Here is a 24,315-nt window from a genome sequence, read left to right as displayed (position 1 = left end):
TCCCTTAGTCATTTCTGCCATTCATAATACCCGATGATTTATGATTCCCTTTGATTTTGAGGTCACTTAGCGTGCTAGCCGATCAACTTAAAACTTATCTAGCTGAAACCAATATTTCAGCGACTGAAACTCAACAGCAACAATTGGTTGGGTTTGTTACCATGCTAAATAAATGGAATAAAGCCTATAACCTGACATCAGTCAGAGATCCTGAACAGATGTTAATCCGTCATGTTATGGACAGCTTGGTGGTTTCTCCTTATCTTAAAGGGCAAAGGTTCATTGATGTCGGAACGGGACCAGGTTTACCAGGGATCCCATTAGCCATTTTAAATCCCGACAAAGAATTCGTATTACTGGACAGTTTAGGAAAACGGATCCGTTTTCAAAAACAGGTTCAGTTTGAATTAAAAATTAATAACATTACGTCAGTTGAAAGCCGTGTTGAGGCTTATGAGCCTGAGCAGAAATTTGATGGTGTGATCAGTCGTGCATTTGCGTCAATTGAAGATATGTTGACTTGGTGTCATCACTTACCAGCTGACAATGGTCAATTTTATGCGCTAAAAGGCCAATTGAGTGATGCTGAGTTAACCAGTATTCCTGCTGGGTTTGACGTGGTTGAAACAATCACGTTAACAGTACCAAGGTTAGATGAGCAAAGACATCTGTTAAAGCTAGTGAAGCAAAAATAGCACTAGCAATAGAATAAATATTATCGGACATCGTAAATATGTCCTTAGGGTGAACACGTGGGTAAAATCATTGCCGTAGCTAACCAGAAAGGTGGCGTAGGAAAAACAACAACTTGTGTTAATTTAGCAGCCTCACTTGCGGCCACAAAACGCAAAGTGCTGTTAATCGATCTTGATCCACAGGGTAATGCCACTATGGGCAGTGGTGTCGATAAGTACGAAGTTGAAAATACGGCTTACGAGTTACTTGTCGAAGAAAAGCCTTTTGCCGAAATAGTCATTAAAGATACGACGGGTAAATACGATCTTATTGCCGGTAATGGTGACGTTACTGCTGCAGAAATCAAACTCATGGAGTTTTTTGCCAGAGAAATTCGATTAAAGAATGCACTTGCAGAAGTTAAAGATGATTATGATTTCATCTTTATTGACTGTCCACCTTCATTGAACATGTTGACGGTGAATGCCATGTCTGCGGCAGACTCTGTATTGGTGCCAATGCAGTGTGAATATTATGCCTTAGAAGGCTTAACAGCCCTGATCGATACCATTACTAAATTAGGCGCAATGGTAAATCCTACGTTAAATATCGAAGGGATCTTGCGTACTATGTACGATCCTCGAAATCGATTATCAAATGATGTATCTGATCAACTTAAACAGCATTTTGGTGAAAAAGTTTATCGCACAGTGATCCCACGAAATATTCGTTTAGCTGAAGCGCCGAGTTTTGGTGCGCCAGCAATGTATTACGACAAGTCCAGTGCAGGTGCAAAAGCCTATTTAGCTTTAGCCGGAGAAATTATTCGCCGCGCTGAGCAACAAACAGAATCTAAGTAAGCGTAAGGGAATAAAATGACGTTAAAAAAACGCGGTTTAGGTAAAGGCTTAGATGCTTTGTTAAGCAACAGCAACGCTGCGAGCCGAAAAACTGAACAGACTCAAACAGAAGCAAAAGTAACCCAATCGCCACAGGAAGATGGCTTACTGATGCTCGATTTAGATTTATTGCAGTCTGGCAAGTATCAACCGCGTAAAGATATGTCACCTGAAGCGTTAGAAGAGTTAGCAGAGTCAATTAAGTCACAAGGGGTGATTCAACCTATTGTGGTGCGTAAAGTTGATGCTGAAAAGTATGAAATTATTGCTGGTGAACGACGTTGGCGCGCATCACAAATTGCTCAACTAGACAAAGTCCCTTGTATTGTTAAGCAGGTACCTGATGAGTCAGCGGTTGCTATAGCGTTAATTGAAAATATTCAACGTGAAGACCTAAATGCAATGGAAGAAGCGATTGCATTACAACGTTTACTCGAAGAGTTTGAATTAACTCACCAGCAAACTGCCGATGCGGTCGGTAAATCTAGAGCAAGTGTGTCTAACTTATTACGTTTAAATAGTTTAAATGAACCTGTGAAGCGTTTATTAGAGTATGGCGATATTGACATGGGTCATGCTCGCGCACTGCTGGCAATTGAAGGTGAAGAGCAAACTAATTTAGCTCGATTGGTCGCTTCTAAAGAAATGACAGTTCGAGAAACTGAACGATTAGTTAATAAAGCACTAAATCCAGCTAAAGAAGCTGAAAAACCAACTAAAGATCATGATGTAACCCGCTTAGAGCAACAGTTAATTGAAAAACTAGGTGCTAAAGTGGCTATTAATCATGGCACTAAAGGCAAGGGTAAAATTGTAATAAACTACCAAGATCTTGCTGAATTAGATGGAATACTTAGCAAAATTCACTAAATCCCTCAACAAAGTCATTTCAATAGTAACTTTGTAACAAGGCGTAATTTTGAGTTTTTAGAAATATAAAGCCAAATCACGCCTAATATCACTGTTTAACCTCTCATCAAAGTTGCAAACAAGGTGTGAAAAGGTATACTTTGCATGCTTTTTTTCCTGTCTGAGTCGTTAATGATCACATTAATGGCCTAGTGGAAAAATAAGTACTAATGCGGAGATTCAAAATTGAGTAAGGTTTTAGCGCGTCGTGGCCGGTGGTCAGCCTATCGAATAGTGTTGTTACAGGCGGCGGTAGCTGGGGGAACTTCAATTTTCTTTTTCGCTCTGTGGGGAGCTCAGTATGGCTTATCTGCTTTGGCAGGTGGTCTCATTGCTGTACTCCCTAATTTTGTATTCGCAACCCTTGCTTTCTCTCATGCGGGAGCTAAAGCGTCAGGAAAAGTCGTTTGGATGTTTTTCTTGGGGGAAGCGGTAAAGTTGCTGCTAACCATTGTGTTGTTTGCCATCGCATTTGGCATGCTAAAAACGCCATTTTTGCCGTTATTTAGCTGTTATTTGTTGGCATTACTAATACCTTGGACAGCCCCTTTATACTTCAAGCAAAATTAAGTGAGATTAATCATGGCGACAACTGGTGAAGCATTAAATGCTTCCGAGTATATCCAGCATCACCTGACTAATGCGAAAATGTGTTCTGCTGATGGCGGAATTGCTTTTAATCATGCATGTCAAGATGCCGGTTTTTGGACTTGGCACATTGACTCACTTTTGTTTTCAGTAGGTCTTGGGGTTCTATTTTTGTGGGCATTCTTCAAAGTAGGACAAAAAGCAACAACTGGCGTTCCAGGTAAATTTCAATGTTTCGTTGAAATGTGCGTGGAAGGTGTAGATAAAATCGTTAAAGACTCATTTCATGGGCGTAACGCTGTTATCGCACCATTAGGTCTGACTATCTTTGTCTGGGTTTTCCTGATGAATTTAATGGACTTAATTCCAGTTGACTTTGTACCTGAAGCCGCAAACAGATTTTTAGGTGTTCCTTACCTTAAAATTGTACCAACAACCGACTTAAACGTAACTCTAGGTCTAGCCTTGAGTGTGTTCGCGTTGATTGTTTTTTACAGTATTAAAGTAAAAGGATTTGGTGGTTTCACAAAAGAAATGACCTTACAACCTTTCAATCATTGGTCTTTGATTCCAGTAAACTTAGTATTGGAAACAGTGACTCTGATTGCGAAACCGATTTCATTATCGCTTCGTCTGTTTGGTAACCTGTATGCAGGTGAGTTGATCTTTATTCTGATAGCACTGATGCCTTGGTGGGCTCAGTTTGCACTATCAGTGCCTTGGGCTATTTTCCATATTTTGGTTATTGTGCTGCAGGCGTTTATCTTCATGATGCTTACGATTGTATATCTAAGCATGGCACATGAAGAACATTAATTTATTTAAAATTAGTTATTTATCGGAGATAAAATGGAAACTGTAATTAGCTTTACAGCAATAGCTGTTGCGATCATGATTGGCTTAGCAGCGCTAGGTACTGGTATTGGTTTTGCTATCTTAGGTGGTAAATTCTTAGAAGCTTCAGCTCGTCAACCAGAACTAGCTCCAGCATTACAAACTAAGATGTTCATCGTAGCTGGTCTACTTGATGCGATCTCAATGATTGCAGTTGGTGTTGCATTATTCTTCGTATTCGCTAACCCATTCTTAGGTCAATTAGCTGGCTAATCGCCCCCCTTAGAAGGAGTTGTCGTTATGAGTATTAACGCTACCCTGCTAGGCCAAGCGATTTCTTTTGCACTCTTCGTGTGGTTTTGCATGAAGTTTGTATGGCCGCCATTGATGAACGCTATCGAAGAACGCCAGAAGAAAATTGCCGATGGGCTAGCTGATGCAGGACGTGCTGCAAAAGATCTAGAGTTGGCTCAAGCGAAAGCTAATGAGCAACTAAAAGAAGCGAAGGCGACTGCTAATGAAATTATTGAGCAAGCTAATAAGCGTAAAGCTCAAATAGTTGAAGAAGCTAAAATTGAAGCTGATACAGAGCGTGCGAAAATCATCGCTCAAGGTCAAGCTGAAATTGAAAACGAACGTAATCGCGTTAAAGATGACTTGCGTAAGCAAGTTGCTACTCTTGCCGTAACTGGTGCAGAGAAAATTCTTCAACGTTCGATTGATCCAGAAGCTCACAGTGACATAGTTAATAAACTTGTTGCTGAAATTTAATTAAGGAATCGGAGTTATGGCTGAAATAAGCACCATTGCTCGTCCTTATGCAAAGGCAGCTTTTGATTTTGCTGTTGAACATAAAGCAATTGAAGATTGGGCAGAAATGCTGAACTTCGCGGCATTGGTAAGTGAAAACGAATCAATTAAACCGTTGCTTGGTGGTTCATTGGCTAGTGCGAAACTTGCCTCACTATTTATTGAAGTATGTGGTGAGCAGGTCAATGCACAGGGTCAAAACCTTATAAAGGTTATGGCTGAAAACGGTCGTTTAGAGATACTGCCATCAGTATCTTTACTTTTTGCTGAATATCGCAATGAGTGGGCAAAAGAAGTTGAAGCAACTGTTGTTTCAGCGACTGAGCTAAGCTCTGAGCAGCAAGAGCAAATTAGTGTTTCTCTTGAGAAACGTCTCGCACGCAAAGTTAAGCTGAATTGTAGTGTAGATGCAGCGCTTATTGGCGGTGTAATTATTAAATCAGGCGACTTAGTCATTGATGGCTCTGTTAGCGGTAATTTATCGCGCTTGTCTGATAAGCTACAATCGTAATTGGGAGTTTGAGCATGCAACTGAATTCCACTGAAATCAGCGATCTGATTAAACAGCGGATCGAGCAGTTCGACGTCGTTAGTGAAGCTCGCAACGAAGGTACAATCGTTGCAGTAAGTGACGGCATCATTCGCATTCACGGCCTTGCCGATGTAATGCAAGGTGAAATGATCGAACTGCCTGGTGGCCGTTTTGCAATCGCGTTGAACTTAGAACGTGATTCTGTCGGTGCCGTAGTAATGGGCCCTTATGCTAATTTAGCTGAAGGCGCAAAAGTTAAGACTACTGGTCGTATTCTTGAAGTACCAGTAGGTCGTGGTTTATTAGGCCGCGTTGTTAACACTCTTGGTGAGCCAATTGATGGAAAAGGACCAGTCGATAACGATGGTTACTCTCCAATCGAAGTGATTGCTCCTGGTGTTATTGAACGTCAGTCTGTAGATCAACCAATCCAAACTGGTTATAAAGCCGTTGATGCCATGATCCCAATTGGTCGTGGTCAACGTGAATTGATCATTGGTGACCGTCAGACTGGTAAAACAGCGATGGCTATCGATGCAATTATTAACCAGAAAGATTCAGGCATTAAATGTGTATACGTAGCTGTAGGGCAAAAAGCTTCTACTATCGCTAACGTTGTACGTAAGCTTGAAGAGCACGGTGCATTAGCTAACACTATCGTTGTAGTAGCAACAGCTTCTGAAGCTGCAGCATTACAATACTTAGCACCTTACTCTGGTTGTTCAATGGGTGAATACTTCCGTGACCGCGGTGAAGATTCTTTAATCGTATATGATGATCTATCTAAGCAAGCAGTTGCTTACCGTCAGATCTCTCTACTATTGAAGCGTCCACCAGGACGTGAAGCATACCCAGGTGATGTATTCTATCTACATTCTCGTTTATTAGAACGTGCTTCACGTGTAAACGAAGTCTATGTAGAGAAATTCACTAACGGTGAAGTAAAAGGTACAACCGGTTCTTTAACTGCGTTGCCTATTATTGAAACCCAAGCAGGTGATGTATCTGCATTCGTACCGACTAACGTAATTTCTATTACTGATGGTCAAATCTTCCTTGAAACTGATTTATTTAACTCAGGCTTACGTCCTGCAGTTAACCCAGGTATCTCAGTATCTCGTGTTGGTGGTGCGGCTCAGACTAAGATCATTAAGAAACTGTCTGGTGGTATTCGTACCGCGTTAGCACAGTATCGAGAGCTTGCTGCGTTCTCACAATTTGCATCTGATTTAGATGATGCAACTCGTGCTCAACTTGAGCATGGTGAGCGTGTTACCGAACTTATGAAGCAAAAGCAATATGCTCCTATGAGCATTGCTGCCCAAGCTATCTCAATCTTCGCAGCTGAAAAAGGCTACTTGAAGACTGTAGAACTAAGTAAAATCGGTAGCTTCGAAGCTGCTCTGCTTTCATTCATGAACAGCGAACATGCTGAGCTTGTTAATACTATTAATGCTTCTGGCGATTACAACGCAGACATTGAAAGTCAATTAAAAGCGGGCATGGACAAGTTCATTGAAACCCAAACCTGGTAATAATTATCGAGGTGTCTTTGGGCACCTTCGGTCCCAGATTGGAGAGTAGAAATGGCCGGCGCTAAAGAGATTAAAACCAAGATCGCGAGTGTTAAAAACACTCAAAAGATCACTTCTGCAATGGAAATGGTTGCTGCCAGCAAAATGCGCAAAGCGCAGGAACGTATGGCATCTAGCCGCCCGTATGCAGAACATATGCGTAAGGTGATCGGTCACGTAGCGCAAGGTACTCTTGAATATAAACATCCATATTTGGAAGTTCGAGATGCCAAGCGGGTTGGTTACATTGTTGTGTCAACCGACCGTGGCCTTTGTGGTGGTCTGAACGTTAACCTTTTCAAAAAGGTTGTGTCAGACGTGAAAGACTGGAAAGACCAAGGGGCAGATGTTGAATTTTGTCCTATTGGTGCACGTAGTGTTCAGTTTTTCAAAAGCTTTGGTGGAGATGTTTCTGCCCATGCCTCAGGTTTAGGCGATGCGCCTAAGTTAGCCGATTTAATCGGTACCGTGAGAGTTATGCTACAAGCTTACAACGAAGGTAAACTGGATCGTCTGTTTATTGTGTTTAACAAATTCGTTAATACAATGACTCAGACTCCTGTGATCGAGCAGCTGCTACCTTTGCCTAAATCGGAAGAAGAAGTAGCTAAGTACCCTTGGGATTATATTTACGAGCCAGATCCAAAAGATATTTTGGAAGTATTACTGACTCGTTATGTGGAGTCTCAAGTTTACCAAGGTGTTGTCGAAAATATTGCGTCTGAACAAGCTGCCCGTATGGTAGCTATGAAGGCAGCAACAGACAATGCGGGCGATTTGATCAGCGATTTGCAGTTAGTTTACAACAAGGCACGACAAGCCGCGATTACGCAGGAATTGTCGGAGATTGTTTCAGGCGCTGCAGCGGTTTAGGTTAGGTAACGAAATCAAGTTTAGAGGATTAATCATGAGCACAGGTACTGTTGTCCAAGTAATTGGCGCGGTTGTGGACGTAGAGTTTCCACAAGATTCTGTACCTCAGGTATATGACGCTCTGAAGATCACAGGTGAAGGAACTTGTAATGGTTTGGTGCTGGAAGTTCAGCAGCAACTAGGTGGTGGTGTTGTTCGTGCCATCGCTATGGGTTCTTCTGATGGTCTGCGTCGTGGTCTAGAGGTAGTAAACTCGGGTTCACCAATTTCTGTTCCGGTTGGGGTTGCAACCCTTGGCCGTATCATGAACGTATTGGGTGAGCCTATCGATGAATGTGGCGACATTGGTGAAGAAGAGCGTTATGAAATTCACCGTGAAGCTCCTTCATACGAAGATCAGTCAAGCTCAACAGAACTTTTAGAGACTGGTATCAAGGTTATTGACCTTGTATGTCCATTCGCTAAAGGTGGTAAAGTTGGTTTGTTTGGTGGTGCTGGTGTTGGTAAAACCGTCAACATGATGGAATTAATTAACAACATCGCAAAAGCACACTCGGGTCTTTCTGTATTCGCTGGTGTTGGTGAGCGTACTCGTGAGGGTAACGACTTCTACTACGAAATGAAAGATTCTGGTGTTCTCGACAAAGTAGCCATGGTATATGGTCAAATGAACGAGCCTCCAGGAAACCGTTTACGCGTAGCATTGTCAGGTTTGACAATGGCTGAAAAATTCCGTGACGAAGGTCGTGACGTACTGTTATTCGTTGATAACATCTACCGTTACACTTTGGCCGGTACTGAAGTATCTGCACTTTTAGGCCGTATGCCTTCTGCAGTAGGTTACCAACCAACACTAGCTGAAGAAATGGGTGTTCTACAAGAACGTATTACTTCAACTAAGTCTGGTTCTATTACCTCTGTACAAGCGGTATATGTACCTGCGGATGACTTAACCGATCCGTCACCAGCAACAACCTTCGCTCACTTAGATGCGACTGTTGTACTGTCTCGTAACATTGCTTCGCTAGGTATTTACCCAGCGGTTGACCCACTGGATTCGACTTCACGTCAATTAGATCCATTAGTAGTTGGTCAAGAGCATTACGATGTAGCAAGCGGCGTACAAACTGTACTTCAACGCTACAAAGAGCTGAAAGACATTATTGCTATTTTGGGTATGGATGAATTATCTGATGAAGATAAAACAACTGTATTCCGCGCACGTAAGATTGAGAAATACTTATCTCAACCTTTCTTCGTAGCAGAAGTCTTTACAGGTTCTCCTGGTAAGTACGTTTCTCTTAAAGACACTATTCGTGGCTTCAAGGGCATCTTGAGTGGTGAGTTCGATCACATTCCTGAGCAAGCGTTCTACATGGTTGGTTCTATCGACGAAGCTGTCGAAAAAGCTAACAAAAAGAAATAACTGAGCATTAGCTTAGTATTTTAGGAGATCTTGATGGCAGCCATGACAGTCAAACTTGATATAGTAAGTGCAGAGAACAGCATGTTCAGCGGTACTGTAAGCTTCTTAGAAGTGAGCGGTACTGAAGGCGAGTTAGGCATTATGCCTAACCATGCTCCTTTGCTAACTAAGATCAAACCTGGCATGGCGCGCATGATTAAGGAAGATGGAAGTGAAGAAGTGATGTATCTTTCAGGTGGTATCCTGGAAGTTCAACCTGATTCAATTTCTGTTCTTGCTGACGTCGCAATGCGTGCCGATGATATTGATGAGCAAGCTGCACTTGAAGCTAAGCAACAGGCTGAAGCGAAAATCGCTAATGCAGGTGCTGACTTCGATTATGAAGCTGCAACAATCGAATTAGCTAAGTCTTTAGCTCAACTTCGTGTTGTTGAAACCATCAAAAAGAACATTGCCAGATAAAGGTTATTGTTTTAAAAAGGCGACCCTAGGGTCGCCTTTTTTGTGCTTGAAATTCATGCTCTATTTTTGTCAAGTTATCAAATTGATGTAAATGATCTCTAATTTCAAATCATGCTTTCAACCGCCAACTAAACTGCGTTAAAATTAACGTATTAAAACTGAATAGTTGTTCAAGGAATCCCGATGTCATTAAATGTTGTTATTTTAGCTGCTGGTAAAGGAACACGGATGCGTTCTGACTTACCGAAAGTGCTTCATCCTATTGCCCATAAAAGTATGGTGCAGCATGTGATTGATACTGCTAATTCATTAGGAAGTGACGCTATTCAATTAGTTTATGGTTACGGTGCGGATAAACTTAAGAATGTATTAGGTGAACAATCAGTCAATTGGGTACTACAAGCTGAGCAGTTAGGTACAGGTCATGCTGTAGCGCAAGCAAACCCAAATATTAATGATGAAGATACCGTATTGATCCTTTATGGCGATGTGCCTTTAATTCAACAATCTACTTTAGAAAAGTTATTAGCTGCACGCCCACAAGATGGCATGGCAATTTTGACTGTTAATTTGGATAACCCAACGGGATATGGGCGTATAGTTCGTGAAGGTGGCAATGTAGTCGGTATTGTTGAGCAAAAAGATGCTGATGCTGAACAGCTGCTTATTGAAGAAGTGAACACAGGTATCATGGCGGTACCAGGTAAGCAGTTAAAGTCTTGGTTAGGCCGATTATCTAATTCAAATGCCCAAGGCGAATACTATCTAACAGATATTGTTGCGATGGCGAAAGAAGATGGAGTTGCAATTGATACTGCACAACCAGAATCCGCTGTTGAAGTTGAAGGGGCAAACAACCGAGTTCAACTTGCGCAATTAGAACGAGCTTATCAAGCACGCGCTGCTGAAAAGCTCATGCTTGAAGGTGCTAATCTTCGCGATCCTGCTCGTATTGATATCCGTGGTGAAGTCACAGTAGGCATGGATGTGATGATTGACATCAATGTAATTGTTCAAGGTAAAGTCACCATAGGCAATAATGTCACTATTGGTGCTGGTGCAATTTTGATTGATTGTGATATTGCTGATAATGCTGAAATTAAACCTTATTCTATTGTCGAAGGTGCTAAGTTAGGTAAAGCTGCAAGTGCTGGACCTTTTGCACGTTTACGTACTGGTGCAGAGTTAAAAGATGATGCCCATATTGGTAACTTTGTCGAAATGAAGAAAGCAGTATTAGGCGTCGGTTCAAAAGCCGGGCATTTAGCCTACTTAGGTGATGCAACTATTGGTGCTGGCGTGAATATTGGTGCGGGTACCATCACTTGTAACTATGATGGCGCAAACAAATTTCAAACAGTGATTGAGGATAATGTCTTTGTGGGCAGTGATTCACAACTAATTGCCCCAGTTACCATTGGTAAAGGGGCGACACTTGGTGCTGGCTCTACTATTGCAAAAGACGTCGGTGAAGGAGAGTTAGTTATAACTCGGGTTAAGCAGCGACATATTGCTGGTTGGGCGAGACCGGTTAAGCGTCCTAAATAAAAACTAAACTTTATAAAAACGGCCTGTTATTTAACAGGCCGTTTTTTTATGTCTGATCAAAATTTAGAAAAACTGATTGAAATATTGTCAATAAAGTTTCGATTGATTATAATTATCTTTCGAAACGAAACTTTTGGTAGTTATGAATAAACGTAATACACAGCAACGTAGACATAATATTATTAGCATTTTATCTCAGCAAGGTGAGGTAAGTGTCGATGAATTATCGTTACGCTTTGAAACTTCAGAAGTTACCATTCGAAAGGATTTAGCAACGTTAGAAGAAGCTGGATTACTGCTGCGCCGTTATGGTGGTGCGATTGCTGTGCCTGATGAGGTTACGCAGCAATTTAGCGCTAAGATTGCGCCGAATAAGCTATCGATTGCCAAAAAAGCCGCGCAGCTTATTAATGATCATAATCGAATTCTCATTGATAGTGGCAGCACTACATCGGGTTTGATCCAGCAATTAGACAATAAGCGTGGCTTATTAGTTATGACTAACTCATTGCAACTCGCCAATGCCATCAGAGAGCTGGAGAATGAACCAACATTATTGATGACCGGCGGCACCTGGGATCCCCACTCTGAATCCTTCCAAGGGCAAATAGCTGAACAAGTATTACGTTCTTATAATTTTGACCAACTGTTTATTGGAGCTGACGGCATTGATCTTGAGCGTGGGACGACTACGTTTAATGAATTAACAGGCTTAAGTAAAGTGATGGCTGAGGTTTCTCGCGAAGTGATTGTCATGCTTGAGTCAGATAAATTTGGCCGCAGAATCCCTAACTTAGAGTTAGCTTGGGAAAACATCAGTGTTCTGGTATCAGATGACCGACTATCAGACGATATGGTCGAAAAAATTACTCAATATGGCGTCAAAGTATTATTGGCTCCATATAAAAAATAAATCAAATTACTTTTATTATTAGATTTCTAAATTAAGTGCAAAAATAGGTATTAAATTATGTGCGGAATTGTTGGCGCGGTAGCGCAAAGGGATGTTGCTGAAATTTTAGTTGAAGGTTTGAAACGCCTTGAATATCGCGGATATGATTCTGCAGGTGTAGCTATTATTAACCAAGGTGAATTGGGTCGCACTCGCCGAGTGGGTAAAGTTCAAGAACTTGATGATGCTTTGACTGAACAATCGTTAGTTGGTGGCACTGGTATTGCTCATACTCGTTGGGCAACTCATGGTGAACCAAGTGAGCGTAATGCACATCCACATTTATCTGAAGGTGATATTGCTGTAGTACATAACGGTATTATTGAAAATCACAATAAATTACGTGAGACGCTCAAAGGCTTGGGTTACAGCTTTAGCTCTGACACTGACACAGAAGTTATTTGTCATCTCGTACATCATGAATTAAAAACACATGACACCTTACTTGCAGCTGTTCAAGCGACTGTAAAGCAACTTGAAGGTGCTTACGGAACTGTTGTTATCGACCGTCGTGACAGCGAACGTATGATTGTTGCTCGTAGTGGTAGCCCATTAGTTGTGGGCTATGGACTAGGTGAAAACTTTGTTGCTTCAGATCAATTAGCATTATTACCAGTGACACGTTCTTTTGCATTTTTAGAAGAAGGTGATGTTGCTGAAATTACTCGTCGTGAAGTGAGTATCTTTGATGTTGATGGCAATGCGGTTGAGCGTGAAGTAAAAGAGTCAGAAGTGACTCATGATGCCGGCGATAAAGGTGAGTATCGTCATTACATGCTCAAAGAAATTTATGAGCAACCAACAGCGATAGCACATACACTTGAAGGTAGAATTGCTGCAGGTAAAGTATTGGACTCAGCTTTTGGTGAAAATGCTGCTGAGTTTTTAAAAGATATAAAGCATGTACAAATTATTGCCTGTGGCACGAGTTATCATGCTGGCATGGCCGCTCGTTATTGGTTAGAAGATTGGGCAGGTGTATCTTGTAACGTCGAGATTGCATCAGAGTTTAGGTACCGTAAGTCGCACATGTTCCCAAATAGCTTACTTGTCACCATTTCACAATCTGGCGAAACAGCTGATACGTTAGCGGCTATGCGTTTAGCTAAAGATATGGGCTACAAAGCCACATTGACGATCTGTAATGCACCAGGTTCTTCTTTAGTTCGTGAGTCTGATATGGCTTACATGATGAAAGCCGGTGTTGAAATTGGTGTGGCATCTACTAAAGCCTTTACAGTCCAACTTGCTGGCTTACTCATGTTGACTACAGCTATTGGTCGTCATAATGGTATGACTGAAGAGATGGAAACTGAAATAACTCAAAGCCTACAATCTATGCCAGCTAAAGTAGAACAAGCACTAAGCTTGGATGATGCCATTGCTGAATTAGCAGAAGACTTTGCTGATAAACATCACGCTTTATTCTTGGGTCGCGGCGATCAATATCCTATCGCGATGGAAGGTGCATTAAAGCTTAAAGAGATTTCCTACATTCATGCCGAAGCTTATGCATCTGGCGAATTAAAACATGGTCCACTTGCATTAATTGATGCGGATATGCCAGTCATTGTCGTTGCACCGAATAACGAACTACTGGAAAAGCTTAAATCAAACGTAGAAGAAGTCCGCGCTCGCGGTGGCCTTATGTATGTATTTGCAGATAAAGATGCGGAGTTTGAGTCTGACGACACCATGAAGGTTATTCCAGTACCACACTGTGATGAATTTATGGCGCCGCTTATCTACACTATTCCATTACAGTTATTGTCTTATCATGTTGCCTTAATTAAAGGGACGGATGTAGACCAACCACGTAACTTAGCTAAATCAGTGACAGTTGAATAAATTTAGCGTTTAAAGGTAAGTTTTAAAAAAAAGCAGCCATTTATGGCTGCTTTTTTGTTTTTACTTTATAACCTGAAACACATATGGTTATCAGAATTTTAAAGTTGATTTGCACAAGTAACTACCCATAAAAATAAGGCTATAAAGTGATATTTGAGATAACACTGTTGTTCGTTGCTGGGATAATCGGCGGAATACTTAATTCTGTGGCGGGTGGCGGTAGTTTCGTGACATTTCCGGCATTAATGTTTGTCGGGGTTCCCCCTGTGATAGCTAATGCGACCAATACTTTCTCCTCTTTTTTTGGCTACCTTAGTGGCGTTTTCGCCTTCAGAAAAGAACTAAAAGGTCACGGCAAAGAAATTAAAATCATTGTTTTAACGAGTTTCATTGGTGGCGGGGTTGGTGCATGGCTGTTGCTTTGGGCATCAGAAGACGTTTTTCAGAAAGCGATTCCATGGTTACTATTGTTTGCTACTTTGCTGTTTATATTCGGCAGCCAGATTAACCGTTTTGCTAAACAATTATCAAACCAAAGCCAATATGCTTCTAAGTTGGGTGCTGGCTTGTTGTTTCTAGTGTTATTGGCTATCTGTGTTTACGGTGGTTTTTTTAATGCTGGTTTAGGGATAGTGGGGTTAAGTTATCTAGCGCTAGCTGGTCACACGAACATTAACGTCATGAACGGCATTAAGCTGGTTATTTCGTCTTCAGTGTCGCTTATTGCTATCATTTGGTTCATTTATAATGATGCAATAGCATGGTTTGAGGGGGGAATAGTGATGGTAGGTACACTTATTGGTGGTTATATATCTGCTGGTATTTCAATGCGTATTCCACAAAAGTTGATGCGCCAATTTGTCATTGTTATGAGTTGTCTCATTACGGCTTACTTCTTTATTAAGACCTATTTAATGAGTTAATTTCTTCATTTTATTTTTAAAAATCTTCTAGAAAAGGTTTTTTATCTTTTCTTTATTACCAAATATAAATGTTGTGTCGTTTTTTAAATAGTATCTTAAAATTAGATTATCAGCGTAGAAATAGAATGACTGCTAGTCAGCAGGTGTTGCTTTTCTATCATGTACTTGAGCCGTTTTATAAATAAGTGCAGTAGATTGGTTTAAATAGCTCCAGATTACAGCTTTTCTATTTCATGGTGACTTTACCGCCAATCATTTTAAATGCAGGGGTGCCACGGACTAAACAATCTCTAGCAAAGGTGATGCTGCAATTAGGGCAGACACAAGCAGTTTTGGTGTAGTCATCGACAATGCGCTCTTTAAAGCACTTCACTAACGCACCTTTTCCGCCTTTGCGGTACTTAAACAGCTGGGCTTTACATTTAGCACAGAAAATATCAACGGTGCGGCTTGGGCCTTTCGGGTTGGGTTTTGCCACTTTGAGCTCATAAGGAAAATAGTTAATGACTAAATGGTAAAGCAAAGCTTGCTATTAGTATTGTGTTTGATATTAAAAAAGCCTCCATTCTGTGGAGGCTTTATAGCTTTATTAAGGCTCAAGCTATCGGAATAGGTTAACCAAACTCACCGCTAACATACCCTTGAGTACGTGAGTCTTGAGGGTTATTAAATACTTGATGTGTTTCGCCTTGTTCAACCAACTCACCCATCCAAAAGAACGCGGTTCTATCTGAGATACGCTTTGCCTGGTTCATTGAATGGGTCACAATTACAATGGTGAACTTTTTGCGTAACTCATCCATTAACTCTTCAATTTTATGGGTCGCAATTGGATCAAGCGCACTGGTTGGCTCGTCCATTAAGATGACCTCTGGCTCCATAGCAATAGCACGGGCAATACAAAGACGTTGTTGTTGACCACCAGAAAGACCAAATGCAGGTGTATTAAGACGGTCTTTTACCTCTTCCCATAATGCTGCGCCGCGAAGTGATTCTTCTACTACTTGATCAATTACTTTTTTATCTTTAACGCCTTGAGCTTTTAGACCAAAAGCAATGTTTTCATAAATACTCATTGGGAATGGGTTTGGTTTTTGAAAAACCATACCAACACGCATTCTTAAGTTTTTAACGTCTACATCGGCATAAATATCTTCGCCTTCAAATGCGACAGTACCAGTGATTTTTACGCCCGCAACCAAATCATTCATTCGATTTAAAGTACGAAGTAGCGTTGATTTACCACACCCAGAAGGACCAATTAATGCAGTGACTTGGCGTGATGGGATATTGATTGAAATATCTTTTAGTGCGTGGTTCTCACCGTAGAATAAATCTAAGTTGTTTACTTCAAGTTTGTTCATTTTCAGGCCTTTATCTAACACGACTTTTTACGTGTTATTGCTATTTGTTTATGACTATTTGCGTATTGATTAAGATTGTTTATTTAATCGGGTCGCAATCACTTTGGTTGTTAAATTCAATACCAGCACTAATACAATCAATATGGTTGCAGTTGCGTAGGCTTGATCCCACTCATGTTGAGTAAATAACTCTTGGGTTAACTTATATAAATGAACGGTCAATGTTCGGCCTGAATCTAATACTGATTCAGGAATTTGAGTCACCATACCGGCGGTTAAAAATACCGGTGCAGACTCTCCAATAACGCGGCCAGTACTTAAAATGACTGACGTGACAATACCTGGTAAAGCGCTCGGTAAAATGAGGCGCCAAATGGTGTAGATTTTACTGCTTCCTAGCGCATAACCGCCTTCACGGTAACTCATAGGAACAGCCATTAGTGCTTCTTCAGTGGTTCGGATAATCACGGGTAAAATGAGCATTGCGAGTGTTAGTGCACCTGAAAGGATAGAGAAACCAAGTCCTAAGGTAGTCACAAAGAACGTCATACCGAATAAACCGTAAACAATAGAAGGAATACCCGCTAATGATTCAGTACAAAAACGGATAACTTGCACGAACTTACTGCCAGGAGCCGCGTATTCAGTTAAGTAAATTGCCGTCATAATGCCTATAGGCGCAGCAAAAGCTAATGAAAGTAGCACCATATAAACGGTTGAAACAATCATTGCCCATATACCTGATGCTTCACCGATTCGGGTATAAGAACCAGTGATAAATTCCCAGCTTACATGGCTTAAACCATTAGATAAGATGTGCCATACCACCCATAGTAAAAATAAGATGGTGATGCCTGCAGCTGCCCAAATAGCGCCATGCAGCAATTTATCTTGGTTTTCTCTCGATAGTAATGATTTCGAGTTTGATTGAGTAAACTTAGACATGATTAGTAAGCTCTCTTGCGGTTTAGATATAACAGTGAACCGTTAAGCAATACGATAAATGCTAATAGCACGATACCGGTAGCATATAAGGCACTTGAATGGATGCCTGTTGCATAGGACATTTCCATCGCGATATTTGCAGTTAATGTTCTTGCTGGTTCAAGCAATGAGCCTGGCATTGCTGGTGCATTCCCCATCACCATGATAATTGCCATCGTTTCGCCAATAGCGCGCGCAACGCCTAAAGCTACACCAGTTAAGATGCCACTTTTAGCCGCGGGGATGAGTACTTTAAAAATGCTGTAAACATGTGATGCCCCAAGTGCTAATGCGCCTTCTTTGTATACCGAAGGCAATGCTCTAATTGAGGTTTCTGAAATAGTAATTACAGTTGGCAATATCATAATCGCCAACACAATGATCCCCGCTAAAACTGTGTTACCTGCAGGAATATTAAATAGGGTTTCGATAGCTGGAACAATAATCACCAACCCGAAAAAACCGTAAACAACAGATGGAATACCTGCCAGTAACTCTACGGCTGGTCTTACTAAGTCTGCTAGCCATTTAGGTGCTATTTCAGCAAGGAATACCGCAGTAAGGATGGCAATAGGAACACCGATAATAACTGCGCCTGCAGTTGAGATTATCGAGGCGACTATCATTGGGAAAATGCCGTATAGCGCTGGTGGCAACCACTCTTTACCTGTTACAAACTCGGTTACTCCAGCTTCTTTGAATGCTGGTAAACCTTCATTAAATACAAACCATCCAATGGTAGAAACGGATAGAACGCCAACCATAGCGCAACATAGGAATAGACCATGAAAGAAGATTTCTTTTATGTCCACGGTGTTCTTAGGTGCAAGTTGTAGTCCAGTAGATTGGACTTTAGTTGCTGTATTCATCATATGCCTCAGGGTCGTACTGATGATTAAATCATTTAAATATTTGTAGAAACTACAAAAGAGGAGCGCAAGCTCCTCTTAAAAACTTAGTTGTAATTATTACTGAACGCGGATGTAGCCTTCTTCAGCAACAATGCTTTGACCATCTTCAGACATGATGAAGTCGATAAAGCCTTCTGCGTTCGGGTGTGGTTTGTTATTCACTAATACGATGAAAGGGCGAGCAATTTGATAGTCGCCAGCTGCGATGTTTGAATCACTTGCTTCAACACCGTCAACATTTAAGGCGCGTAGTGAGTCATCAACACTGCCTAATGAGATATAGCCGATTGCAAATGGGTTGTTAGCAACGATGGTCTTGATCATACCGTTACCGTTACCTACCTGAGCAGTTGGTGTAATAGCCGTTACTTTGTGGCCATTAACCGTACGTTGTAGCTTCATGATTTCTTCAAATGCGCCACGAGTACCTGAACCGTTTTCGCGAGTAACGACAACGATTGGGCGAGACTCACCGCCAACTTCGCTCCAGTTTTTGATTTCGCCGCGATAGATTTTTGAAATTTGTTCTTGAGTTAAGTTCTGAACAGGGTTTGCTTTGTTTACTGCCGCAGCAATACCATCACGAGCAATAACGATTTCTTTTGTTGTATCGTTTAACTCATTCTCTTTAACGTTACGAGAAGACATACCAATCATGCTGGTGCCGTCTTTCGCTGCACGAATACCAGCAGAAGAGCCAGTGCTTTGTACTTCAACGTTCTTTTTAGCAGTGTTTTGATAGTTCTCTGCTAGCACTTCCATAACGTGTGCAACAGATGTTGAGCCAGATACTGTTACTGTACCAGCTTGAACAAGAGGTGCCGTCATTAAGCCAACAGCAGTTAATAAACCAATCACTTTTTTCATCACAAATTCCACTTATTATTTGTTTCAATATCCGTCTTGGATATCTGAAGTTAGGGTGCTTCTTTCAACGCTGTAATTTGAAGCGAGTGCATTAAGACAGATCAATATGACAGTAAAGTTACAGTGGAATGGGGTGCTTTATTTTCTATGTGGCGTATCTAAGGTTATGTTTTTTATATGTTACCTAAATGTTGGTGCTTGTGATTTGTTAACTATAATTTAGCAAAAAGATATGAGGTTTTCTTAAGTGAGGCTAAAGTTTTGTAGTGCGCAGCCTGGCTGTTTTTTTGTCCGTTAGGTGTAGAAATTTAACTGACTGAATAGTTTTGTGTTAATGGTTGTTTAAGGCTATTTTAAGCTTAGCTGTAAGAAAAGTGCTATATTGTGCGCAAACTAATATTGGTTAATTATTTTATTAAAGTTTTATTACAGTCGTGCTTTATAGTCCGTTAAGTTATAAAATTCTCTACCCTTATAACTTTGGCTTTTATTCCAAAAAGCTAATCCATCAAAATACGCTTATTCAATTCCTAAAGGTGGCTTTATGACAACCGAGATGATCATGATTGGAATGTCTATTCTGATTGTTATTGGCATTCTATTACATCACCCATCTCGTACGCTTGGTATTCCGTCGCTATTTATCTTCATGGGCGTTGGCTTATCACTGGGTAATGGTGAGTTTAACTTTGTATATGACAATTTAGACAAAACGGCTTGGATAGGTGGGCTTGCTTTAAATGTGATTGTTTTTGTGGGGGGCTTAAACACCTCAACAGCAAAAATTAAGGTGGCATATAAAGAGGGCGGAGTATTAGCCTCGTTTGGGGTTGTTTTTACTACGATTATATTTGCAGCAATACTTTACTTATTACTCGATTTTAATTTTATTACCTGTTTATTGTTCGCGGCAGTCGTGTCATCAACCGATGCTGCAGCTGTGTTTTCAATTTTGGAATCTAAAAAGCTCAAGTTAAAAGAAGAAACCGATACGGTTTTGGAGTTTGAATCAGCAACCAATGACCCTGTAGCAATGTTAATGGTGATTGTGCTGACAGAAATGGCGCTTTCATCGACGCAATCAGTGACACTGTCGTCGTTAAGCTTAGATTTAGTCACTCAGATATTGGTTGCGGTAGTTGTAGGCTTTTTGATTGGTAAAATTGCAGTGACCTTATTGAGTAAAATAAGCTTATCTGAATACGGGCTCATTCCTGTGTTTGTCTTGGCGAGTTTTATTATTGCGACTTATGGTGCGGAATTAATGGGAGGCAATATTCTATTGGCTTCTTACATTGCTGGCGTGGTGATTGGTAATGGGATTAAACGGGGTCAGCAGGTTAATTTGCACTTCTTTAACAGCCTATCGTGGTTAGCACAGGCATTGATGTTTATTGTATTGGGACTACAGATTTTCCCACAAACATTAATGACCGTATTTTGGGCGTCTATTATCCCAGGTTTATTATTAATTTTTGTCGCAAGGCCATTAGCCGTGCAACTGTGCTATTTACCTTTTGTAAAAGCAACGTGGAAAAAACGACTATTTATATCCATGATCGGGTTAAAAGGCGCAACGCCAATTGTGTTTGCACTTATACCTGCAGCAGCAGGCGTACCTGGCGCGATTGATATCGTGCATATGGTGTTCTTTTTTGTATTGTTCTCTATCTTTATTCAAGGTGGCGCAATCGCACCGTTAGCTAAAAAGTTGGGTTTAGAGAAAGAAACTCCGCCAAAATAGCTTCGCTATAACGCTTTCAATCAGAACAAAGATTATGAAACAGCAATACTGGCTAAGTCATTATTAGCTGTTTCATTTGCTTCAATGCGATTCCAGACTTTGTCATGGAAATAAAACACCACTGTATTCACTGCAGGTTCAATTAAAGCGACCGCCCCACCAATGACAATACTGCCTGTTAGTAGGTAGGTAATCGTAAAAGCGACGCTGAAATGTAAAATTGCGAAAGAGATAGTTTTTTTCATGATTAAAGCCTTTTCAGTATTGGTGTTGATTTAAATGATAACAGTTCTTATTATCATTTAAAGTGTTTTTTACCAATTAAGACGAAAGGTTTATTCGATTAAGGTTTTGTAGGTGCATTTTTATACTAAAAACAAATAAAATCAGAGGTTTGGTGGGTTTTATTCATGTTTATGATCAGAAGAAACATTGGGAAGTTAGGTAAACCCTCTCAATAATTGCAGAGGGTTTATCTTTGAAGCTAGATTAGTGAGCTAGTGGCGTTAATAATGCCAAGGGAATTTAGAAAAATCCTGATCGCGTTTTTCAAGGAATGCATCACGGCCTTCTTGAGCTTCTTCAGTACCATAAGCAAGACGAGTTGCTTCACCTGCGAATAGTTGCTGACCCACTAAGCCGTCATCTGGCAAGTTAAAGCCATATTTAAGCATGCGCATTGCTGTAGGAGACTTACTATTGATTTCTTTTGCCCAAGATAATGCTTCAGTTTCTAGTTCGGCATGTGGGATAGAACGGTTTACCATACCCATATCAAATGCTTCATCTGCAGTATAATTAAAACCAAGGAAGAAAATTTCACGAGCGCGTTTTTGGCCAATCATTTTAGCTAAGTAAGCACTGCCGTAACCTGAGTCAAAACTGCCTACATCCGGATCAGTCTGTTTGAATACCGCATGCTCTTTTGAGGCCAAGGTTAAATCACACACCACGTGTAAACTGTGGCCACCGCCAACAGCCCAACCAGGAACAACAGCAATAACCACTTTAGGCATAAAGCGGATGAGTCGCTGTACTTCTAATATATGTAGACGCCCCATACGTGCGACATCAGGTTTACCTTCTTCTGCACCTTCATATTTATAGCCATCTTTGCCACGAATACGCTGATCGCCGCCAGCACAGAAAGAATGCTGTCCCTTAGCCGAAGGGCCGTTTCCAGTAATTAACACACAACCAACATCAGACCATTGGCGAGCATGATCTAGTGCGGTGTAGAGCTCGTCTACGGTTTTAGGGCGAAAAGAGTTAAGACAATCTGGACGATTAATCGCAATCCTTACTGTGCCTTGGTCTTTTGCGCGATGGTAAGTGATGTCTTCAAAGTCGAAGTCGCTTACTGTGTTCCAAAGTGATGGGTCGAAAATATCGGAAACCTGTTGAGTCATTTTACTAGCCTTTTTCAATCGAATATCCAAAGGCTAGGCTGAATTAAATCTCAGGTCAATTGACAGATGTCAGGAAAGTTAAATTTATATCTTGTCACAGATTAATTGCAGGTTTTCTTTGCCAATAACTGGGTGTCTAGCACCAAAGCCGCAGTAGTCATCTTTAAATGCTGCCACAGTACTATTATTAGTAAAGATAGCTTTGAATTCAGAGGCCTCTTTGTCTGAAAGTCTTTCTATTACACCTGAAGGAATTGCAATAACCTTCTCACTCTTTCTTATGATCTTTGTGCCTGTCATTGATGTCACCTTGTCATCAGCGCTGTTTATGACAGACTGAATTTCAGCAATAGGTTCATCTAATTTATCTGTTTCGGTCGCAAAGTAGTAAATAACACCGCCAATCAGTGCAATAAGGATCCAGCCTCTCATCATTTAGTCCAATTAAAGTGAATAACCATGAATAATACGAGTATAATATACTCAATTAACACTCTATATACGAGTGTGTAGCAGTTAATAGGTTTTTTTGACTAAAAACGATAACTTATATTTGGTAACTGCCACTTTCTTTGCCCCTTTTATAAGTAGTAAGGCATTAAGATGACACAAGAATCTACACCTAAAGATTACGCCAAACAAAAACGGATTAAGATCCACCAACCCGATGCCAGTAAGGCAGATAGATTTAATCCGAGTAATAGTATTTATGTTCGCGCAGTGACAGGTTTATGGACGACTGTTAGAAGGCGTATTGGCTGGGCAACCATGTCATTCTTTTTAATATTACCTTGGCTGCCTTGGGGAGATCGCCAAGCGGTTTGGTTTAACCTAGCAGAACAGAAGTTTCATATTTTTGGACTGACTATTTGGCCACAGGATTTAACCTTACTCGCAGCACTCTTTACGATTGCCGCATTTGGCTTGTTTTTTGTGACGACTTATCTTGGGAGAGTATGGTGTGGCTACACGTGTCCGCAAACAGTGTGGACCTTTATCTTTATTTGGTTTGAAGAAAAATTTGAAGGCGCACGTAATAAGCGCATTAAATTAGACCAAATGCCATGGAGCTTTAATAAGCTATGGCGAAAAACCGCCAAACACACCTCCTGGATACTTATCTCATTATTAACTGCAATGACCTTTGTGTCTTATTTCGTACCCAGTCGCGAGGTGTATATAGATGTATTTACCTTAAATGCTGATCTAAGCATTTATTTCTGGGTGGTGTTTTTTACCTTTGCTACTTACGGTAACGCAGGTTGGATGCGCGAAATTATGTGTATCCACATGTGCCCATATGCACGATTCCAAGCGGCGATGTTTGATAAGAACACTTATATAGTGGGTTACGATAGTAAACGTGGTGAAACCAGAGGGCCGAGATCTCGTAAAGCTGACCATAAAGAAATGGGCTTGGGTGACTGCATTGATTGTGACTTGTGCGTGCAGGTTTGCCCGACTGGTATCGATATTCGCAATGGACTTCAATACGAGTGTATTAACTGCGGAGCCTGTATTGATGCCTGTGATACTACAATGGAGCGCATGGGCTATGACAAAGGTTTAATTAGTTATACAACCGAAAATAAGCTGGAAGATGTAAAAGAGACGATCGTAAGACCAAAACTGATAGGTTACGGCGTAGCATTAACAGTGATGATATTAGTGTTCGTTTATGCCAGTGCCACAATCGCACCTTTGCGTATGGATGTGATTCGTGATCGAAACGCCCTTTACCGTATCACTAATGATGGTTTAGTTGAAAATACCTATACTTTGAAACTGCTCAACAAGACCGAACAAGCTCAAGAGTATCAACTCTCAATGGACGGTTTGGAAGGATATGAGTGGAATGGACCAAAACAAGTTGCAATCAAAGCGGGTGAAGTATTAACACTACCTATTAGTATTGCAGTAGATCCTGGCCAATTGGAACGAACAGTGACAAAAATTAACTTAGTCGTTGACGCCAACATTGAAGGTAAAGCAGTGACTATTAAACAAGAATCAAGATTCTTTGGTGAATAAATGCCTGCTATAGCTGGATTAGGGGACTATTTAGTCCCTTTTTTATGCGTTTCGTTTAAAAGTTCATCTGTCATTCATATTTCTGTCATTTTCTTTTAAAAAGCCCTTGCGCGAAAATCTGATTTGCCTATAATGCGCATCCACTGACACGG

At 40.9% G+C, this 24,315-nt stretch carries 26 protein-coding genes; 18 read left to right on the top strand and 8 right to left on the bottom strand.

Annotated elements, in window-relative coordinates; translation table 11 throughout:
* Positions 1–71: 71 nt before the first annotated feature.
* The 16 genes from rsmG to LMH66_RS15015 all read left to right on the top strand — a co-directional run bounded on the left by rsmG (position 72) and on the right by LMH66_RS15015 (position 14,853).
* On the top strand, positions 72–695 hold the full coding sequence (rsmG, locus tag LMH66_RS15090) for a 16S rRNA (guanine(527)-N(7))-methyltransferase RsmG (protein WP_102529131.1): 624 nt from the start codon (positions 72–74) through the stop codon (positions 693–695).
* 57 nt (positions 696–752) lie between these two features.
* Positions 753–1,535: a ParA family protein gene (locus LMH66_RS15085; protein ID WP_102529132.1), complete on the top strand. Its 783-nt coding sequence runs from the start codon at positions 753–755 to the stop codon at positions 1,533–1,535.
* Between the two features lie 15 nt (positions 1,536–1,550).
* On the top strand, positions 1,551–2,444 hold the full coding sequence (locus LMH66_RS15080; protein ID WP_102529133.1) for a ParB/RepB/Spo0J family partition protein: 894 nt from the start codon (positions 1,551–1,553) through the stop codon (positions 2,442–2,444).
* Between the two features lie 225 nt (positions 2,445–2,669).
* Positions 2,670–3,053, top strand: a complete 384-nt coding sequence (locus LMH66_RS15075) for an ATP synthase subunit I (protein WP_102529134.1) — start codon at positions 2,670–2,672, stop codon at positions 3,051–3,053.
* A 12-nt stretch (positions 3,054–3,065) separates the two neighbouring features.
* Positions 3,066–3,887, top strand: a complete 822-nt coding sequence (gene atpB, locus LMH66_RS15070) for a F0F1 ATP synthase subunit A (protein WP_102529135.1) — start codon at positions 3,066–3,068, stop codon at positions 3,885–3,887.
* A 33-nt stretch (positions 3,888–3,920) separates the two neighbouring features.
* Entirely contained in the window at positions 3,921–4,178 is a 258-nt protein-coding gene (gene atpE / locus LMH66_RS15065; RefSeq protein WP_012157432.1) for a F0F1 ATP synthase subunit C, read from the top strand.
* 27 nt (positions 4,179–4,205) lie between these two features.
* A complete protein-coding gene (gene atpF, locus LMH66_RS15060; protein WP_055025454.1) occupies positions 4,206–4,676 on the top strand; it encodes a F0F1 ATP synthase subunit B in 471 nt (156 codons plus the stop codon).
* Positions 4,677–4,692: 16 nt separating this feature from the next.
* Positions 4,693–5,226 carry a F0F1 ATP synthase subunit delta gene (gene atpH / locus LMH66_RS15055; RefSeq protein ID WP_102529136.1) on the top strand — a complete coding sequence of 178 codons (534 nt, stop codon included), beginning with the start codon at positions 4,693–4,695 and terminating at the stop codon, positions 5,224–5,226.
* A 14-nt stretch (positions 5,227–5,240) separates the two neighbouring features.
* Complete coding sequence (gene atpA / locus LMH66_RS15050) at positions 5,241–6,782, top strand: F0F1 ATP synthase subunit alpha (RefSeq protein WP_102529137.1); 1,542 nt, start codon at positions 5,241–5,243, stop codon at positions 6,780–6,782.
* 51 nt (positions 6,783–6,833) lie between these two features.
* A complete protein-coding gene (gene atpG, locus LMH66_RS15045) occupies positions 6,834–7,694 on the top strand; it encodes a F0F1 ATP synthase subunit gamma (RefSeq protein WP_229370966.1) in 861 nt (286 codons plus the stop codon).
* 34 nt (positions 7,695–7,728) lie between these two features.
* The gene (gene atpD / locus LMH66_RS15040; protein ID WP_102529139.1) at positions 7,729–9,120 is read left to right on the top strand and encodes a F0F1 ATP synthase subunit beta; all 1,392 of its coding nucleotides are present in this window, start codon (positions 7,729–7,731) and stop codon (positions 9,118–9,120) included.
* A 33-nt stretch (positions 9,121–9,153) separates the two neighbouring features.
* Positions 9,154–9,582, top strand: coding sequence for a F0F1 ATP synthase subunit epsilon (locus LMH66_RS15035; protein ID WP_102529140.1), 429 nt, complete (start codon positions 9,154–9,156; stop codon positions 9,580–9,582).
* A 183-nt stretch (positions 9,583–9,765) separates the two neighbouring features.
* On the top strand, positions 9,766–11,130 hold the full coding sequence (gene glmU, locus LMH66_RS15030; protein WP_102529141.1) for a bifunctional UDP-N-acetylglucosamine diphosphorylase/glucosamine-1-phosphate N-acetyltransferase GlmU: 1,365 nt from the start codon (positions 9,766–9,768) through the stop codon (positions 11,128–11,130).
* A gap of 142 nt (positions 11,131–11,272) precedes the next feature.
* Positions 11,273–12,043: a DeoR/GlpR family DNA-binding transcription regulator gene (locus LMH66_RS15025; protein WP_229370964.1), complete on the top strand. Its 771-nt coding sequence runs from the start codon at positions 11,273–11,275 to the stop codon at positions 12,041–12,043.
* Positions 12,044–12,100: 57 nt separating this feature from the next.
* Positions 12,101–13,930, top strand: coding sequence for a glutamine--fructose-6-phosphate transaminase (isomerizing) (gene glmS, locus LMH66_RS15020; protein ID WP_102529143.1), 1,830 nt, complete (start codon positions 12,101–12,103; stop codon positions 13,928–13,930).
* A 146-nt stretch (positions 13,931–14,076) separates the two neighbouring features.
* Positions 14,077–14,853: a sulfite exporter TauE/SafE family protein gene (locus LMH66_RS15015; protein ID WP_229370962.1), complete on the top strand. Its 777-nt coding sequence runs from the start codon at positions 14,077–14,079 to the stop codon at positions 14,851–14,853.
* Positions 14,854–15,079: 226 nt separating this feature from the next.
* Here the strand turns inward: LMH66_RS15015 and LMH66_RS15010 are convergent, their stop codons facing one another.
* The 5 genes from LMH66_RS15010 to LMH66_RS14990 form a co-directional block, all read right to left on the bottom strand.
* The gene (locus tag LMH66_RS15010; RefSeq protein WP_102529150.1) at positions 15,080–15,331 is read right to left on the bottom strand and encodes a hypothetical protein; all 252 of its coding nucleotides are present in this window, start codon (positions 15,329–15,331) and stop codon (positions 15,080–15,082) included.
* A 136-nt stretch (positions 15,332–15,467) separates the two neighbouring features.
* On the bottom strand, positions 15,468–16,217 hold the full coding sequence (pstB, locus tag LMH66_RS15005; protein ID WP_102529151.1) for a phosphate ABC transporter ATP-binding protein PstB: 750 nt from the start codon (positions 16,215–16,217) through the stop codon (positions 15,468–15,470).
* 69 nt (positions 16,218–16,286) lie between these two features.
* Positions 16,287–17,162 (bottom strand): phosphate ABC transporter permease PstA, encoded by an 876-nt coding sequence (gene pstA, locus LMH66_RS15000; protein WP_229370960.1) that lies wholly within the window; start codon positions 17,160–17,162, stop codon positions 16,287–16,289.
* A gap of 2 nt (positions 17,163–17,164) precedes the next feature.
* Positions 17,165–18,070, bottom strand: coding sequence for a phosphate ABC transporter permease subunit PstC (gene pstC / locus LMH66_RS14995; protein WP_102529153.1), 906 nt, complete (start codon positions 18,068–18,070; stop codon positions 17,165–17,167).
* 99 nt (positions 18,071–18,169) lie between these two features.
* Complete coding sequence (locus LMH66_RS14990) at positions 18,170–18,979, bottom strand: phosphate ABC transporter substrate-binding protein (RefSeq protein ID WP_229370958.1); 810 nt, start codon at positions 18,977–18,979, stop codon at positions 18,170–18,172.
* 544 nt (positions 18,980–19,523) lie between these two features.
* Between LMH66_RS14990 and LMH66_RS14985 the strand changes: the two genes are divergently transcribed.
* The gene (locus LMH66_RS14985) at positions 19,524–20,723 is read left to right on the top strand and encodes a potassium/proton antiporter (RefSeq protein ID WP_102529155.1); all 1,200 of its coding nucleotides are present in this window, start codon (positions 19,524–19,526) and stop codon (positions 20,721–20,723) included.
* 32 nt (positions 20,724–20,755) lie between these two features.
* Here the strand turns inward: LMH66_RS14985 and LMH66_RS14980 are convergent, their stop codons facing one another.
* The 3 genes from LMH66_RS14980 to LMH66_RS14970 form a co-directional block, all read right to left on the bottom strand.
* Positions 20,756–20,968 (bottom strand): DUF2061 domain-containing protein, encoded by a 213-nt coding sequence (locus LMH66_RS14980; protein WP_102529156.1) that lies wholly within the window; start codon positions 20,966–20,968, stop codon positions 20,756–20,758.
* A 261-nt stretch (positions 20,969–21,229) separates the two neighbouring features.
* Positions 21,230–22,132: a 1,4-dihydroxy-2-naphthoyl-CoA synthase gene (locus LMH66_RS14975; RefSeq protein WP_229370956.1), complete on the bottom strand. Its 903-nt coding sequence runs from the start codon at positions 22,130–22,132 to the stop codon at positions 21,230–21,232.
* 84 nt (positions 22,133–22,216) lie between these two features.
* Entirely contained in the window at positions 22,217–22,564 is a 348-nt protein-coding gene (locus tag LMH66_RS14970) for a hypothetical protein (protein ID WP_229370954.1), read from the bottom strand.
* A 171-nt stretch (positions 22,565–22,735) separates the two neighbouring features.
* Between LMH66_RS14970 and ccoG the strand changes: the two genes are divergently transcribed.
* Positions 22,736–24,163, top strand: a complete 1,428-nt coding sequence (gene ccoG, locus LMH66_RS14965) for a cytochrome c oxidase accessory protein CcoG (protein ID WP_102529159.1) — start codon at positions 22,736–22,738, stop codon at positions 24,161–24,163.
* Positions 24,164–24,315 lie beyond the last annotated feature (152 nt).

It is taken from the genome of Shewanella sp. 10N.7 (assembly GCF_020806285.1).
Lineage (GTDB): Bacteria > Pseudomonadota > Gammaproteobacteria > Enterobacterales > Shewanellaceae > Shewanella > Shewanella electrodiphila.
Note: the sequence above shows the minus strand (reverse complement) of the source record. Positions and strands in the feature narration are given on the sequence as shown.

What these genes read in the sequence shown, in the direction of transcription:
- LMH66_RS15080 (WP_102529133.1), top strand. Translation starts at nt 1,551, where the DNA reads ATGACGTTAAAAAAACGCGGTTTAGGTAAAGGCTTAGATGCTTTGTTA.
- atpB (WP_102529135.1), top strand. Translation starts at nt 3,066, where the DNA reads ATGGCGACAACTGGTGAAGCATTAAATGCTTCCGAGTATATCCAGCAT.
- atpE (WP_012157432.1), top strand. Translation starts at nt 3,921, where the DNA reads ATGGAAACTGTAATTAGCTTTACAGCAATAGCTGTTGCGATCATGATT.
- atpF (WP_055025454.1), top strand. Translation starts at nt 4,206, where the DNA reads ATGAGTATTAACGCTACCCTGCTAGGCCAAGCGATTTCTTTTGCACTC.
- atpH (WP_102529136.1), top strand. Translation starts at nt 4,693, where the DNA reads ATGGCTGAAATAAGCACCATTGCTCGTCCTTATGCAAAGGCAGCTTTT.
- atpA (WP_102529137.1), top strand. Translation starts at nt 5,241, where the DNA reads ATGCAACTGAATTCCACTGAAATCAGCGATCTGATTAAACAGCGGATC.
- atpG (WP_229370966.1), top strand. Translation starts at nt 6,834, where the DNA reads ATGGCCGGCGCTAAAGAGATTAAAACCAAGATCGCGAGTGTTAAAAAC.
- atpD (WP_102529139.1), top strand. Translation starts at nt 7,729, where the DNA reads ATGAGCACAGGTACTGTTGTCCAAGTAATTGGCGCGGTTGTGGACGTA.
- LMH66_RS15035 (WP_102529140.1), top strand. Translation starts at nt 9,154, where the DNA reads ATGGCAGCCATGACAGTCAAACTTGATATAGTAAGTGCAGAGAACAGC.
- glmU (WP_102529141.1), top strand. Translation starts at nt 9,766, where the DNA reads ATGTCATTAAATGTTGTTATTTTAGCTGCTGGTAAAGGAACACGGATG.
- LMH66_RS15025 (WP_229370964.1), top strand. Translation starts at nt 11,273, where the DNA reads ATGAATAAACGTAATACACAGCAACGTAGACATAATATTATTAGCATT.
- glmS (WP_102529143.1), top strand. Translation starts at nt 12,101, where the DNA reads ATGTGCGGAATTGTTGGCGCGGTAGCGCAAAGGGATGTTGCTGAAATT.
- pstB (WP_102529151.1), bottom strand. Translation starts at nt 16,217, where the DNA reads ATGAACAAACTTGAAGTAAACAACTTAGATTTATTCTACGGTGAGAAC.
- pstA (WP_229370960.1), bottom strand. Translation starts at nt 17,162, where the DNA reads ATGTCTAAGTTTACTCAATCAAACTCGAAATCATTACTATCGAGAGAA.
- pstC (WP_102529153.1), bottom strand. Translation starts at nt 18,070, where the DNA reads ATGAATACAGCAACTAAAGTCCAATCTACTGGACTACAACTTGCACCT.
- LMH66_RS14990 (WP_229370958.1), bottom strand. Translation starts at nt 18,979, where the DNA reads ATGAAAAAAGTGATTGGTTTATTAACTGCTGTTGGCTTAATGACGGCA.
- LMH66_RS14985 (WP_102529155.1), top strand. Translation starts at nt 19,524, where the DNA reads ATGACAACCGAGATGATCATGATTGGAATGTCTATTCTGATTGTTATT.
- LMH66_RS14980 (WP_102529156.1), bottom strand. Translation starts at nt 20,968, where the DNA reads ATGAAAAAAACTATCTCTTTCGCAATTTTACATTTCAGCGTCGCTTTT.
- LMH66_RS14975 (WP_229370956.1), bottom strand. Translation starts at nt 22,132, where the DNA reads ATGACTCAACAGGTTTCCGATATTTTCGACCCATCACTTTGGAACACA.
- LMH66_RS14970 (WP_229370954.1), bottom strand. Translation starts at nt 22,564, where the DNA reads ATGAGAGGCTGGATCCTTATTGCACTGATTGGCGGTGTTATTTACTAC.
- ccoG (WP_102529159.1), top strand. Translation starts at nt 22,736, where the DNA reads ATGACACAAGAATCTACACCTAAAGATTACGCCAAACAAAAACGGATT.